Annotated in this window: 15 protein-coding genes; 10 read left to right on the top strand and 5 right to left on the bottom strand. The window is 55.9% G+C overall.

What is annotated here, in order from left to right; translation table 11 throughout:
- Positions 1-113: 113 nt before the first annotated feature.
- Positions 114-2,549 (bottom strand): ATP-dependent helicase HrpB, encoded by a 2,436-nt coding sequence (hrpB, locus tag F3J28_RS13145; RefSeq protein ID WP_166876723.1) that lies wholly within the window; start codon positions 2,547-2,549, stop codon positions 114-116.
- Between the two features lie 73 nt (positions 2,550-2,622).
- On the opposite strand from hrpB, the gene thpR reads away from it, so the two are divergent.
- From thpR to panD, 9 genes are all read left to right on the top strand, one after another.
- On the top strand, positions 2,623-3,162 hold the full coding sequence (gene thpR / locus F3J28_RS13150) for an RNA 2',3'-cyclic phosphodiesterase (protein ID WP_166876726.1): 540 nt from the start codon (positions 2,623-2,625) through the stop codon (positions 3,160-3,162).
- Entirely contained in the window at positions 3,163-3,867 is a 705-nt protein-coding gene (sfsA, locus tag F3J28_RS13155; RefSeq protein WP_166876729.1) for a DNA/RNA nuclease SfsA, read from the top strand.
- Positions 3,868-4,058: 191 nt separating this feature from the next.
- On the top strand, positions 4,059-4,514 hold the full coding sequence (dksA, locus tag F3J28_RS13160; protein WP_008460361.1) for an RNA polymerase-binding protein DksA: 456 nt from the start codon (positions 4,059-4,061) through the stop codon (positions 4,512-4,514).
- 71 nt (positions 4,515-4,585) lie between these two features.
- Complete coding sequence (gene gluQRS / locus F3J28_RS13165) at positions 4,586-5,470, top strand: tRNA glutamyl-Q(34) synthetase GluQRS (RefSeq protein ID WP_166876732.1); 885 nt, start codon at positions 4,586-4,588, stop codon at positions 5,468-5,470.
- A gap of 56 nt (positions 5,471-5,526) precedes the next feature.
- Positions 5,527-6,927, top strand: coding sequence for a polynucleotide adenylyltransferase PcnB (gene pcnB, locus F3J28_RS13170; protein WP_353620578.1), 1,401 nt, complete (start codon positions 5,527-5,529; stop codon positions 6,925-6,927).
- The gene (gene folK / locus F3J28_RS13175) at positions 6,924-7,403 is read left to right on the top strand and encodes a 2-amino-4-hydroxy-6-hydroxymethyldihydropteridine diphosphokinase (RefSeq protein WP_166876737.1); all 480 of its coding nucleotides are present in this window, start codon (positions 6,924-6,926) and stop codon (positions 7,401-7,403) included. Before pcnB ends, folK begins: the two co-directional genes overlap by 4 nt.
- Before the next feature lie 44 nt (positions 7,404-7,447).
- Positions 7,448-8,242, top strand: a complete 795-nt coding sequence (panB, locus tag F3J28_RS13180) for a 3-methyl-2-oxobutanoate hydroxymethyltransferase (protein WP_166876740.1) — start codon at positions 7,448-7,450, stop codon at positions 8,240-8,242.
- A 13-nt stretch (positions 8,243-8,255) separates the two neighbouring features.
- Positions 8,256-9,110, top strand: coding sequence for a pantoate--beta-alanine ligase (gene panC / locus F3J28_RS13185; protein WP_166876743.1), 855 nt, complete (start codon positions 8,256-8,258; stop codon positions 9,108-9,110).
- 92 nt (positions 9,111-9,202) lie between these two features.
- Positions 9,203-9,583 carry an aspartate 1-decarboxylase gene (gene panD / locus F3J28_RS13190; protein WP_166876746.1) on the top strand — a complete coding sequence of 127 codons (381 nt, stop codon included), beginning with the start codon at positions 9,203-9,205 and terminating at the stop codon, positions 9,581-9,583.
- A gap of 70 nt (positions 9,584-9,653) precedes the next feature.
- Here the strand turns inward: panD and F3J28_RS13195 are convergent, their stop codons facing one another.
- The 4 genes from F3J28_RS13195 to F3J28_RS13210 form a co-directional block, all read right to left on the bottom strand.
- The gene (locus F3J28_RS13195) at positions 9,654-10,904 is read right to left on the bottom strand and encodes a polysaccharide deacetylase family protein (RefSeq protein ID WP_166876749.1); all 1,251 of its coding nucleotides are present in this window, start codon (positions 10,902-10,904) and stop codon (positions 9,654-9,656) included.
- A gap of 91 nt (positions 10,905-10,995) precedes the next feature.
- Complete coding sequence (locus tag F3J28_RS13200; protein ID WP_166876751.1) at positions 10,996-11,427, bottom strand: PTS sugar transporter subunit IIA; 432 nt, start codon at positions 11,425-11,427, stop codon at positions 10,996-10,998.
- A gap of 115 nt (positions 11,428-11,542) precedes the next feature.
- Positions 11,543-12,313 (bottom strand): ABC transporter permease, encoded by a 771-nt coding sequence (locus F3J28_RS13205; RefSeq protein WP_008461840.1) that lies wholly within the window; start codon positions 12,311-12,313, stop codon positions 11,543-11,545.
- Positions 12,310-13,236: an ABC transporter ATP-binding protein gene (locus F3J28_RS13210; protein ID WP_008461839.1), complete on the bottom strand. Its 927-nt coding sequence runs from the start codon at positions 13,234-13,236 to the stop codon at positions 12,310-12,312. Before F3J28_RS13210 ends, F3J28_RS13205 begins: the two co-directional genes overlap by 4 nt.
- A 97-nt stretch (positions 13,237-13,333) precedes the next feature.
- On the opposite strand from F3J28_RS13210, the gene can reads away from it, so the two are divergent.
- Complete coding sequence (can, locus tag F3J28_RS13215) at positions 13,334-14,014, top strand: carbonate dehydratase (protein WP_008461838.1); 681 nt, start codon at positions 13,334-13,336, stop codon at positions 14,012-14,014.
- The last annotated feature ends 20 nt before the right edge of the window (positions 14,015-14,034 follow it).

Below are 14,034 nucleotides of genomic sequence, written 5' to 3' on the forward strand. Positions count from 1 at the left end.
CGATTCTCCGTTCTTCCGCGCAATGCGAAAGAAGAAATCTCTCAAAAAAACAGCCGGACATTCTTTTTAAGAATGCCTTTTCATGCTCGCTAGCTATCCCATTGGGGAGAGCATCAGGAATACTTTTTCGTCCGGCGCGTCGGGGCAGTATTCGCCGGATCGTCCGGCCAGACGTGCTTCGGATAACGTCCCTTCATCTCTTTTTGCACTTCGCGCCAGGCCCCGTTCCAGAACGCCGTTAAATCGCGGGTGATCTGCAACGGCCGCTGCGCCGGAGATAATAGCTCAAGCACCAGCGGAACGCGCCCCTCGGCGATGCAAGGCGTCTGTGCTTCACCAAACATTTCCTGAATACGCACCGCCAGTACCGGCGGATTTTCGCTGTCATAGCGAATCGCAATCTGGCTTCCGGTCGGCACAGTGTAATGAGTTGGCAGGGCACTATCCAGCCGTTGACGCATTGCCCAGTCAAGCAAGTTGCCCAGCGCCCGGCTAAGGTCGATATTTTTCAACGCACGTAGCGAATGCACGCCGCGCATTTCTGGCAGCAGCCAGTCTTCGAGCTTTGCCAGCAGGGAGTCATCGTCCACCGCAGGCCATTTCTGCTCCGGCAGCCAGCGAGCCGCGCAGCTCAGGCGCAACCGCAGCTGCTGGGCTGGAACGGACCACTCCAGCAGGCCCAGCCCGCGTTCACGAATGCCGTTTAAAATCGCCTGCTGCATTTCCTCTTCGGAAGGCTTCGCTAACAGCTGAGTTTTCACCACTAATTTGCCGATCTGACGCCGCCGCCAGGCTTTTAACGCCCCCCGCTCTTCATCCCACTCCACCGAATCACTTTCCGTCAGCAGATGCGGGATACGAACGACAAGCTCTTCAACATCCAGCGGCAGCGCCAGCAGGATGCGGGCATCCGGCGACTGGCTGCCCTGCAGCAAAAGCGGCGCTATTAGCCATTCATGCCGCGTCATGGCGTCATCCTGCTCCAGCATCGCACCCATGCCGTTGGCTAACTGATAGCGACCTTCTGCCCCGCGCCGCCGGGCGATACGGTCGCCAAACCCGCTTGCCAGCAGCGGCATGGCTAGCGAGATATCCGGCTCCCCGCTTCGGGCATTTATTCTTTTCAGCAGCTGAGCGGCGCGCTGCCGCCAGTTACCGTTTCTACTGTCGAAAAGTGACCGCAAATCGCCGCCGCCCTGAGTACGCGGCGGTTCCTCCAGGATTGCTGCCAGCCACGCGGCTGTGGCCTGCTCATCCGGCGTTTTGGCCGTCACCAGCATTGAGGCAAGGCGCGGGTCGTTACCCATTTTCGCCATTTTTTGCCCTTCTGCCGTCAGGCGTTGCTGCTCGTCAACGGCCCCTAGCTGACCTAGCAGACGTTGAGCTGCCGCCAGGTTGACCTCCGGCGGCACATCAAGCCAGGTTAGCTGGCGCACGTCCTGGCAGCCCCATTGCAATAGCTCCAGCAGCAGGCCGGATAAATCACTTTGTAATATTTCCGGTTCGCTCTGGGCCGCCGCACGTTCGGCCTGGTCGGCGGCGATCAGATGCAGGCATATACCCGGCTCCAGACGCCCGGCGCGTCCGGCCCGCTGGGTCATTGAGGCTTGACTCACACGCTGAGTGACCAGCCGGGTCAGCCCGGTACGAGCGTCAAAGCGAGCGACGCGCTCCTGCGCCGCATCCACTACCAGGCGAATGCCTTCAATGGTCAAACTGGTCTCGGCAATGTTAGTCGCCAGTACGACCTTCCGGGTTCCCGCCGCGGCGGGCAGAATCGCTTTACGCTGCTCGCTCAAAGGTAAAGCGCCGTACAGCGGGCAAAGCTGAACATCGCTCGGCACTCGCTCTTTGAGTTGTTCCTGTACACGCTGAATTTCACCCACGCCGGGTAAAAACAGCAGCAGCGATCCTGACTCTTCACGCAGCAGCCCGGCCACGGCGGCGGCAACTGCGTCATCAAAGCGCTGATGCGCTGGCAAAGCCATGTAGCGGCGCTCAACCGGGAAAGCACGACCTTCAGAGGTAATCACCGGTGCATCCGGCAGGCATTGCTGCAGACGCTGGTTGTCCAGCGTCGCCGACATAATCAGAATTTTAAGGTCATCGCGAAGCCCGGCCTGCACGTCCAGCAGCAGCGCCAGGGCGAGATCGGCCTGTAAACTGCGCTCGTGAAATTCATCGAGGATCACAAGCCCAATACCGTTGAGCTCGGGATCCTGTTGGATAAGCCGCGTTAGAATCCCTTCGGTCACCACCTCAAGCCGGGTGTTTGGCCCCACGCAGCTGTCAGCGCGCATCCGGTAGCCAACGGTTTCGCCCGGTTTTTCACCCAATAATTCGGCCAGCCGCTGAGCAACATTGCGGGCGGCAAGGCGACGAGGTTCAAGCAGCAGAATGCGGCCTCCCAGCTTACTCTGCTGAAGGATTTGCAGCGGGAGCCAGGTAGATTTACCTGCGCCGGTAGGGGCATTGAGCAAAACTTGCGGGGCGTACTCGAGCGCTTTCAGCACTTCTGGCAGTACGGCCGCAACCGGTAATGAGGACACAAACGGCTCCAAAGGGTTAACATCGGCAGTCGCGCATTGTAGCATCCCGCCAAACCATAACCGAGAGACAAGCATGGCCGAAAATCGACGCCTGTTTTTTGCCCTGACGTTACCGCCCGAGGTTCAGCAGCAAATCATTCACTGGCGAGCCGCCAAGTTCCCGGCGGATGCTGGCCGACCGGTAGCCGCAGCCAATCTGCACCTCACGCTGGCGTTTTTGGGGGATGTCTCCGAAGAAAAACGCCAGGCACTGTGTCGCCTCGCCGGAAGAATTAACCAGCCCGGCTTTACGCTGCGCCTGGACGATGCCGGGCAATGGCTGCGCTCAAGCGTCGTATGGCTGGGGCCACGCCAGGCTCCGCGCGGCCTGCTGCAACTGGCCAATATGCTACGCTCCCAGGCCGCTCGCAGCGGCTGCTATCAGTCTCCGCAGCCGTTTCATCCCCACGTGACGCTTTATCGCAATGCCATACGCTCCGTGGCGATCCCCGCCCCGGGCTTTAGCTGGCAATTTCAGGTGAATGAATTTTCGCTGTACGAGTCCGTTTTTGAACAGGGCAGAACCCGCTATCAGGCGCTGGAGCGCTGGTCGCTGACTAATAAGGAAGAGTAGATGGAGTTTTCACCCGCGCTGCAGCCCGCCACGCTAATTAAACGCTATAAACGATTTCTGGCGGACGTTGTAACCGCCAACGGCGAAACCATGACGTTGCACTGCCCCAATACCGGAGCAATGACAGGCTGCGCCACGCCGGGCGACACGGTCTGGTATTCCACATCGGCCAGCCCAACGCGCAAATACCCCCATACATGGGAGCTTACTCAAACACAAAAGGGTGAGATAATTTGCGTCAATACGTTACGAGCAAACACTCTGGTCAGAGAGATGCTGACGACATATCCTCCGACAGAACTGGCGGGCTATGACAGCCTTCAGGCCGAAGTAAAATACGGTGAAGAACGCAGCAGAATTGACTTTATGTTACAAGCGAGTAACAAGGTTAACTGCTATATTGAAGTGAAATCAGTCACGTTGCTCGAGCAGGATAAAGGCTATTTTCCCGATGCTGTTAGCCTGCGGGGCCAGAAGCATTTAAGAGAGTTGATGAATGTGGTTCAGCAAGGAGAGCGCGCGGTGCTACTGTTTGCGGTTTTACATTCTGCTATAAATAGCGTCTCGCCAGCCCGCCACATTGATGAGAAATATGCGCGGCTGTTAACCGAGGCACAGCAGTGTGGGGTTGAAATTATCGCCTGGAAAGCAGAACTTTCTGCCGAGAGGATCACTCTAACTACGCCGTTGCCTGTCTATTTATAATCAGCATCTGGTTAAGGACAGATAACGTATTGTCTTTTTTATAGTCGGGTCGTTTCGCAAATAAGCTTTTCTTCACACGGTTGTCAAGAGAGGAGTTTATATAATTGCCAACCTGAAAAGCATCTGCTATTTATAGCGGCCTGATTTTACCCCGACAGGGGACCGATAAGTGCGTGTTAAGGAGAAGCAACATGCAAGAAGGGCAAAAGCGTAAAACGTCGTCCCTGAGTATTCTCGCCATCGCTGGGGTGGAGCCATACCAGGAGAAAACGGGCGAAGAGTACATGAACGAAGCCCAGCTGTCGCACTTCAAGCTTATTCTTGAAGCATGGCGTAATCAGCTCAGGGACGAGGTAGATCGCACCGTTTCGCACATGCAGGATGAAGCGGCTAACTTCCCGGACCCGGTAGACCGTGCGGCCCAGGAAGAAGAGTTCAGCCTCGAACTGCGTAACCGCGATCGTGAACGCAAACTGATCAAAAAGATCGAAAAAACGCTCAAGAAAGTGGAAGACGAAGATTTCGGCTACTGCGAATCCTGCGGTGTAGAAATCGGCATTCGTCGCCTTGAAGCACGTCCGACCGCTGATTTGTGTATCGACTGCAAAACGTTGGCAGAAATCCGCGAAAAACAGATGGCCGGCTAACGGCCCTCGGAAATGCCAAACCTCTATGGCGGGAGACTCTCCCGCCATATTACTTTATTGCACCCCAAAAAATGTCAGCTCAACTCTACATTGGCCGTTTTGCCCCCTCACCTTCCGGGGAACTGCATTTTGGCTCACTCATTGCCGCTCTTGGCAGCTACCTTCAGGCTCGCGCCCAACAGGGTCGCTGGCTGGTACGCATCGAAGATATCGATCCTCCTCGCGAAGTTCCCGGCGCCGCCGACACCATCCTCAAGCAGCTTGAGCATTACGGCCTGCACTGGGATGGCGATGTGCTATGGCAGTCCCACCGCCATGAGGCCTATCGCGCCGCGCTGAACTGGCTCCGGCAGCAAGGGCTGAGCTATTACTGCACCTGCACCCGCAGCCGTATTCAGCAGATCGGCGGTTTCTACGATGGGCATTGCAGAACCCTTGGCAACGGGCCACAAAACGCCGCAATGCGCCTGGTGCAAAACAACCCGGTGCTGAGCTTCCAGGACGGCCTGCGCGGGCAATTGCATGCCGATGAGTCTTTGGCGCGGGAAGATTTCATCATTCACCGTCGTGACGGTCTGTTCGCCTATAATCTTGCTGTCGTGGTGGATGACCACTTCCAGGGCGTGACGGAGATCGTGCGCGGTGCAGATTTAATAGAGCCGACGGTGCGGCAAATCTCGCTATACCAGCAGTTTGGCTGGCCCGCTCCCGGCTATATTCATCTGCCACTGGCGCTCAACGAGCAGGGCTCTAAGCTTTCGAAGCAGAATCACGCGCCCGCGCTGCCGCAGGGCGATCCTCGCCCGCTGCTGGTGGAAGCGTTGCGCTTTTTAAATCAACAAGTAGCGGACGGCTGGCAAGATCTGACGCAGGAAAGGCTGCTGGAGCAAGCCGTAATGAACTGGTCGCTTAATAGTGTGCCGGTGAATACATCATTCTCAAATGCCCCACACTGAGCTATGATTAGCCGCTGTTTTTTTTGTCCCTATGATTGACACTGCCGAGGTGGACTATTTTTACCCGAGTCGCTAATTTTTGCCGCAAGGTGCTTAACCGCGATGACGTCGTGGTCGAGGAGACCGAAACTCTCCCGCACATTACTGTTATCCCGCGCGATCAGCACGCTATTTCCCGCAAAGATATCAGTGAAAATGCCCTCAAGGTGCTCTACCGTTTAAACAAAGCAGGCTACGAGGCTTACCTCGTCGGCGGCGGCGTCCGCGACCTGCTGCTGGGCAAAAAACCGAAAGATTTCGACGTCACCACCAGCGCGACGCCAGAACAAGTTCGCAAACTGTTCCGTAACTGCCGCCTGGTTGGCCGCCGTTTCCGCCTGGCTCACGTGATGTTCGGGCCAGAAATCATCGAAGTGGCCACCTTCCGCGGCCATCACGAAGAGCAGCAGTCTGCTGACCGTCAGACCTCGCAGCGTGGCCAGAACGGCATGCTGCTGCGTGATAACATCTTTGGTTCTATCGAAGAAGATGCTCAACGCCGCGACTTCACTATCAACAGTCTTTACTACAGCGTGGCCGATTTCTCCGTGCGGGATTACGTCGGCGGCCTGAACGATCTGAACAAAGGCATTATTCGCCTGATTGGCGACCCGGAAACGCGTTACCGCGAAGATCCAGTGCGAATGCTGCGCGCCGTGCGCTTTGCCGCCAAGCTGAATATGACCATCAGCCCGGAAACCGGCGAGCCGATTCCGCGCCTTGCCACGCTGCTGAACGATGTGCCCCCGGCGCGTCTCTTTGAAGAATCGCTCAAACTTCTGCAGGCCGGATACGGGTTTGAAACCTACCAACTGCTGCGTGAATATCAGCTCTTCCAGCCGTTGTTCCCGATCATCACCCGCTATTTCACCGAGCAGGGCGACAGCCCGATGGAACGCATTATTACGCTGGTGCTGAAGAACACCGATACCCGCATTCACAACGATATGCGCGTAAATCCGGCGTTCCTGTTTGCGGCGATGTTCTGGTATCCACAGCTGGAAATGGCGCAAAAGATTGCCCAGGAAAGCGGTCTCGCCTACTACGACGCCTTTGCGCTGGCAATGAATGAAGTGCTGGATGAAGCCTGCCGTGCGCTGGCGATTCCAAAACGCATTACTACGCTGGTGCGTGACATCTGGGGCCTGCAGCTTCGTCTGTCCCGCCGCCAGGGTAAACGCGCCTGGAAGCTGATGGAGCATCCTAAATTCCGGGCGTCTTACGACCTGCTGGCGCTGCGCGCGGAAGTCGAGAACAACCAGGAACTGCTGCGTCTGACCAAATGGTGGGGCGAGTTCCAGGTCGCTGCGCCGCCAATGCAAAAAGATATGCTGAACGACCTTGGCGATGAGCCTGCAGCTCGCCGCCGCACGCGTCGCCCACGCAAACGCGCGCCACGTCGCGAAGGTAATTCATGACCCTCGCGTATATCGCGCTGGGCAGTAACCAGGCGTCGCCGCTGGAGCAGGTTTCATCTGCCCTTGACGCCCTGGCCGCCATTCCACAAAGCCGAATGGTGGCCACTTCTTCGTTTTACCGTACCCCCCCGCTCGGCCCGCAGGATCAGCCAGATTATCTGAATGCTGCCGTGGTGCTGGACACCGACCTGTCTGCCGAAACCCTTCTGGACCATACCCAACGTATTGAACTGGAGCATGGCCGGGTGCGCAAAGCAGAGCGCTGGGGGCCGCGGACGTTAGATCTCGATCTTATGCTGTTTGGCGATGAGGTGATGCACACCGAACGCCTGACTGTGCCTCATTACGACATGAAGAACCGCGCGTTTATGCTGGTTCCTCTGCTGGAAATAGCACCGGAATGCCGCTTTCCCGACGGGCAGTCTGTTGCCGCGATACTGGCTAGCCTCTCCCAGGAGGGCATCACCCGCTGGTAAACAGCGCGCCCGTATCCTGTTCTAACCTTTCTCCGGGGATGATGATGAAACCCACTACCACCTCCACCCTGCGTAAGCTCAAGCAGGATAACAAGAAATTCGCCACCCTTACCGCCTATGACTTTAGCTTCGCTAAGCTGTTTGCTGACGAAGGCGTCGGCGTTTTGCTGGTTGGCGATTCGCTGGGCATGACGGTTCAGGGCCACGACTCTACGCTGCCGGTCACGGTGGCAGACATTGCCTACCACACTCGTGCGGTTCGCCGCGGTGCACCAAACTGCCTGCTGCTGGCTGACCTGCCGTTTATGGCCTACGCCACGCCGGAGCAGGCGTTTGCCAACTCCGCAGAGGTCATGCGCGCCGGGGCTAACATGGTGAAAATCGAAGGTGGACGCTGGCTGGCTGACACGGTGAAAATGCTGACGGAGCGCGCCGTTCCGGTATGTGGTCATTTGGGATTAACGCCGCAGTCGGTCAATATTTTTGGCGGGTATAAAGTTCAGGGCCGCGACGAACAGGCCGCGCAAACGCTGCTGGATGACGCTCTGGCGCTGGAAGCCGCTGGCGCCCAGCTGCTGGTGCTGGAGTGCGTTCCCGTTGAGCTGGCTAAACGCGTAACCGAAGCGCTTTCTATCCCGGTGATTGGCATTGGCGCGGGCAACGTCACGGACGGGCAGATTCTGGTGATGCATGATGCCTTTGGGATTACCGGCGGCCATATTCCTAAGTTTGCGAAGAATTTCCTTGCTGAGACCGCCGATATTCGCACCGCGGTGCGCCAGTACATTAGTGAAGTCGAATCCGGCAGTTATCCGGGCAACGAACACAGTTTTTACTGACAGGAGATAGGTTGTGCTGATTATCGAAACGTTACCGCTGCTGCGTCAGCAGATTCGCCGCTGGCGCCAGGAAGGAAAACGCATCGCCCTGGTGCCGACCATGGGCAACCTGCACGATGGGCACATGACGCTGGTGGAAGAAGCCAAAGCCGTGGCTGATGTGGTCGTGGTCAGTATTTTCGTGAACCCGATGCAGTTTGACAGACCGGACGACTTAGCCCGCTACCCGCGCACCCTGCAGGAAGATTGCGAAAAGCTGAACCGCCGCAAGGTGGATATGGTCTTTGCCCCGGCGCCGGTTGATGTTTACCCTCAGGGCCTCGACACACAGACATTTGTGGATGTGCCGGGCATCTCCACCATGCTGGAAGGCGCCAGCCGCCCAGGGCATTTCCGTGGTGTTTCCACCATTGTCAGCAAACTGTTCAACCTCGTTCAACCCGACGTTGCCTGCTTTGGCCAAAAGGATTATCAGCAGCTAGCGCTGATCCGCAAAATGGTCGCCGATATGGGCTACGACATTGAGATTATTGGCGTACCGACCGTGCGCGCTAAAGACGGCCTGGCGCTCAGCTCACGTAATGGCTACCTGACTGCAGATCAGCGTAAAATCGCCCCAGGACTGAGCAAGGTCATGAACGGTCTGGCGGAAAAACTGCGCGGCGACGACCGTGATACCGAAGAGATGCTGATTCTCGCGGCAACAGAACTGAACGAAAAAGGTTTCCGTTCTGATGACCTGCAAATCCGCGATGCGGACACTTTGCTGGAGCTGTCAGCGGAAAGCAAACGTGCGGTGGTCCTGATGGCGGCCTGGCTCGGTCAGGCCCGACTGATTGATAACGTCACCGTCGATCTGGCACAGTAGACAGCCTAAATAAAAAGGGCAATACTGCCTCGAATATCCACGGCGCGGGTGATATCCGCGCTTTTTAAGCCCAGTAACAAAGGTTCAAGTTTATGATTCGCACCATGCTGCAAGGCAAGTTACACCGCGTCAAAGTGACTCAGGCGGACTTGCATTACGAAGGCTCCTGCGCCATCGATCAGGACTTCCTTGAGGCGGCAGGCATTCTGGAATATGAAGCCATCGACATCTACAACGTCACCAACGGGAAGCGTTTTTCTACCTACGCTATCGCCGGTGAACGCGGCTCTAAAATCATCTCCGTTAACGGCGCGGCGGCACACTGCGCCAACGTCGGTGACATCCTGATTATCGCCAGCTACGTTACTATGCCAGATGAGCAGGCGCGCAGCTGGCAGCCAAAAGTGGCCTACTTTGACGGTGAGAATGAGATGAAGCGTCTCGCGAAAGCCGTGCCGGTTCAGGTCGCGTAACAACCTCCTTCGCCCTAACCCTCTCCCTACGCGGGAGAGGGATCGAACAACCCCAGTTTAGCTCAGGTACTCACGATTCAGGCTGATTGGTAATCGTCCTCGACATCGTCTCCAGCGAATCCGTCCTCATAATATAAAGCCGCTTCAGCAAGAACGGGTTGTCGCCCGGTTTCACCTTCCCACGCACGGTGGTTACCGCCATATGGAACCCTGCATCGTTCGCCGCTTTTACCGCAATATCGTTATAGCCGCCAAACGGATAAGAGAGATAAAGCACGTGCGGATTGAACTGCGACAGCGCACGGCGCGAGTGCTCAAAATCAAACAGGATATTGTGGTAGCTACGGCTCAGAAGAATCGGGCGGCGGTAGTTATCCACGCGATGCAGGAAATGCGTGTGCGACTGAATATCGAACACGCTTTGAATCGCCTCCAGCTCAGAAATACTCATAAACTGCAGAGACTTTGGATTCCACGGCTGTGGATGGCGCTTAATGCGTGACGAGATAATGTAAGCCGTCGCTTTAAAGCCGTACTGTTTCAGAATCGGGAACGCGTAGCGGTAGACTGATTTCAAGCCGTCATCAAAGGTGATCACCACCGAGCGAGCCGGGAGATTCATACGGTTACGCAGATAACCTTCCAACTGATACATCGTCAGCGTGGTGTAACCCATGTCACGCAGCCAGGTCATCTGGTTGCTGAACGCAACCACCGAGGTGGTCGTCGACGTATGGCGGAAACGCGTATTTTCCTCATCACGCAGAATGTGGTGATAGGTCAGAACCGGAATGCCGTTATCCGGCTGCGCGTCCAGGCTGCTGATGTAGCCCAGGCGATTGCCAATGCGGATTTGGTACCAGGTCTGGTTCAGGCGATCTTTGAGCTTGCCAATGATGGGGTAACGCAGGTTATCTGCCAGCGTGCCGAACACCGCTGACGAGGTAGCCGGCTCGCTATAGATAGCCACGTCTCGGAAGGTGATCAAGTTTTGGTTACTCAACGGATTGTTGAGATCCCCCAGCCGGTCTTCCACTCGCTGCTTGCCTTTTACCGGGCCAAGATGCGCCTTGTCGATAAACCCGGTACCGAAGCCGAAATTGAACTCGTAGTAATCTGCGGGCGTCGGCACCACCGCCAGGATTTGCCCCTGGCCGATACGGCCGACGGAAATCACATTATCACCAACCTGCGCCCAGATATCGGCATCTTCGGTGGTTTGCATATATTGGGCGGGGGTGTCATGGCTACTGAGCAGGCTAGCCTGAGCAGTTCCGATGCTGATGACCAGCATGACGCAATAAACAAGGCGAGTTAACATGGCAAATTAGTCAGTTTTTGTCGGAAAGACGGAAGGAAGTCATTAGTTTAGCAAAAGACCTGTGAATACCAACCCGAATAAATGAATACCCTTAATAGCTGTGCAACAATACGAACGGCGGATTCTTTTGCTGCTGGTGCCAAAGGCTGGTCACCGCCTCCCCGCCCTGCTCCACAATAAGCTGCCGAAAGGCTTCGCTGGAGATATTTTCCCGCTGCTCACGCATCGCTAAAAGCAGCGGCAGCGTTACCCCGGCGATAACTTCGCAATGCTCATGCTTATGGTTCATCAATGCCGCTGCCCGGTAAGGTTCCGCCCCGGTGAGATCGGTCAGAAAGATAACGCCGTCGCCCGAATCGCAGTGGTGAAGAGCATCGCACATCATCCGGCTAAGCATATTGGTGCTTAACCCGTGCCAGAAATTCACCGCACAGCACTGAGGCTGCGGCCCAAAGCGCTGCTCGAGAGCATCCAGTATCTTTTGTGCGTAGTCGTCGTGTCCGGCAATGACCCAGCCAAGCATAAAGTCTCTCCTGTTTATGGAGCGACAGTGTGCCAGAACGCTGAATAAGTAGCCTGATGCGTATCAATTTGGCGTAAAAAAATCCCCCTAAAGAGGGGGATTTAATCAGGAACTATTAGGTTCGGAGCCCGCGACCGCGCTGGATGAGATACCAGCACAACAAGTAAAACACGACGATAAAGATTGCCAGCACACCGACGGTGGTCACCAATGGCACATCGGTAATGCCCAGGAAACCAAAACGGAAGCCGCTAATCATGTAGACGATGGGGTTCAGATGCGAGAGCGCCTGCCAGAACGGAGGCAGCAGGGTCAGGGAATAAAACACCCCGCCCAGATAGGTCAGCGGCGTCAGCACGAAGGTCGGGATCAGGCTGATATCATCGAACGTTTTGGCAAAGACGGCATTCAGCAGACCGGCCAGCGAGAACAGAATAGCCGTCAGTACCAGCGTCAACGCCACGAACAGCCAGGAATGCACCTGGAACGGGACGAAGAACAACGACACCGCCGTGACCAGGATCCCCACGCACAGACCGCGCGCGACGCCGCCACCAACATAGCCCGCGATGATCACGTGCGTGGGTACCGGTGCCACCAGCAGCTCTTCGATATTGCGCTGGAACTTCGCGCTGAAGAATGAGGAAGCGACGTTGGCGTAGGCGTTGGTGATCACCGCCATCATGATCAGGCCCGGCACGATGAACTGCATATAGGTGAAGCCGTGCATTTCGCCGATACGCGAGCCAATCAGGTTACCAAAGATAATGAAATACAGGGTCATGGTGATGACCGGCGGAACCAGGGTCTGGATCCAGATACGGGCAAAGCGGTGAACTTCTTTGGTCCAGATGCTTTTCAGCGCCACCCAGTACAGCTGCATCATGCCTGATCCCCTTGTTTACCGTTTACCAGCGTCACGAACAACTCTTCGAGACGGTTAGCTTTGTTACGCATACTCTGTACCTGAATCCCCTGCGCGCTTAGCTGGCTAAACACGCTGTTAATCCCCTGTTCACGCAAAACTTCGACTTCCAGCGTGGACGTGTCCACCAGCCGATACTGGTAACCGTCGAGCTTAGGCAGTGGACTTTTAGGGGCCAGATCCAGGATGAAAGTTTCTGATTTCAGCTTGGAAAGCAGCGATTTCATCGAGGTGTTCTCTACCAATTCACCACGCTGGATAATGCCGATGTTGCGGCACAGCATTTCGGCTTCTTCCAGATAGTGAGTAGTCAGAATAATGGTAGTGCCTTTGTCGTTGAGATCTTTCAGGAAGCCCCACATAGAGCGGCGCAGCTCGATGTCTACGCCGGCGGTAGGCTCGTCCAGAATCAGCAACTTAGGTTCGTGCATTAACGCACGGGCAATCATCAGGCGACGCTTCATCCCTCCCGATAACATCCGCGCACGTTCGTTGCGTTTTTCCCACAGATCAAGCTGTTTTAAATACTTTTCGCTGCGCGCTATCGCTTCGCTGCGCTCAACGCCGTAGTAGCCAGCCTGGTGCACGACGATCTGCTGCACCGTTTCAAACGGGTTGAAGTTGAATTCCTGGGGAACCAGGCCAAGCTGGCGTTTGGCGTTGACCACGTCTTTTTGCAGATCGTAGCCAAACACCCGCACGCGGCCGGAGGTTTTATTCACCAACGAACTGATAATGCCGATAGTGGTGGATTTTCCCGCACCGTTAGGGCCGAGCAGCGCATAGAAATCACCCGCTTCAACGCGAAGATCTATGCCACGTAGCGCCTGGACGCCACCGGGATAGGTTTTCGTTAACTGTTCCAGTTCCAATGCAATTGTCATGGATATTCGCTTACCTTATTCGGTACTTGTTTGAAAATTCGTTGAGTTACCCTATATTACCCCATCGCACTTCTCGGGTGACAGGCGTTAACCTCACATGAAAGACATTGATTCCCTTATCAGCAATAATGAACTTTGGTCAAAAATGCTGGTTGAGGAAGACCCCGGTTTCTTCGAAAGACTTGCCCAGGCACAAAAACCCCGCTTTCTCTGGATTGGCTGCTCCGACAGCCGTGTTCCCGCCGAACGACTTACCGGCCTGGAGCCAGGCGAACTCTTTGTTCACCGTAACGTGGCAAACCTCGTTGTTCATACCGATCTGAATTGCCTTTCCGTTGTGCAGTACGCTGTAGACGTCCTTGAAGTTGAGCACATTATTATCTGCGGTCACTACGGCTGCGGTGGCGTTCAGGCTGCAGTAGAAAACCCGGAGCTGGGCCTAATTAACAACTGGCTGCTGCACATTCGCGACCTGTGGTTCAAGCATAGTTCGCTCTTAGGGGAACTGGCACCGGAACAGCGGATGGACACGCTCTGTGAATTGAACGTCATGGAGCAGGTATACAACATCGGCCATTCCACCATCATGCAGTCTGCCTGGAAGCGCGGCCAGAAAGTCACGGTTCACGGCTGGGTCTACGGTATTCACGACGGGCGCCTGCGCGACCTTGAAGTGACGGCCACCAGCCGCGAGTCACTCGAGCAGGGCTACCGCAGCGGCATAGCCAACCTGAAGAATACCCACCATAGCCACCGGAATCGCGCAGCTTCGCAATAATTAGGTGAAATGTGGATAGC

The organism is Enterobacter sp. Ap-1006, assembly GCF_011752835.1.
Lineage (GTDB): Bacteria > Pseudomonadota > Gammaproteobacteria > Enterobacterales > Enterobacteriaceae > Cedecea.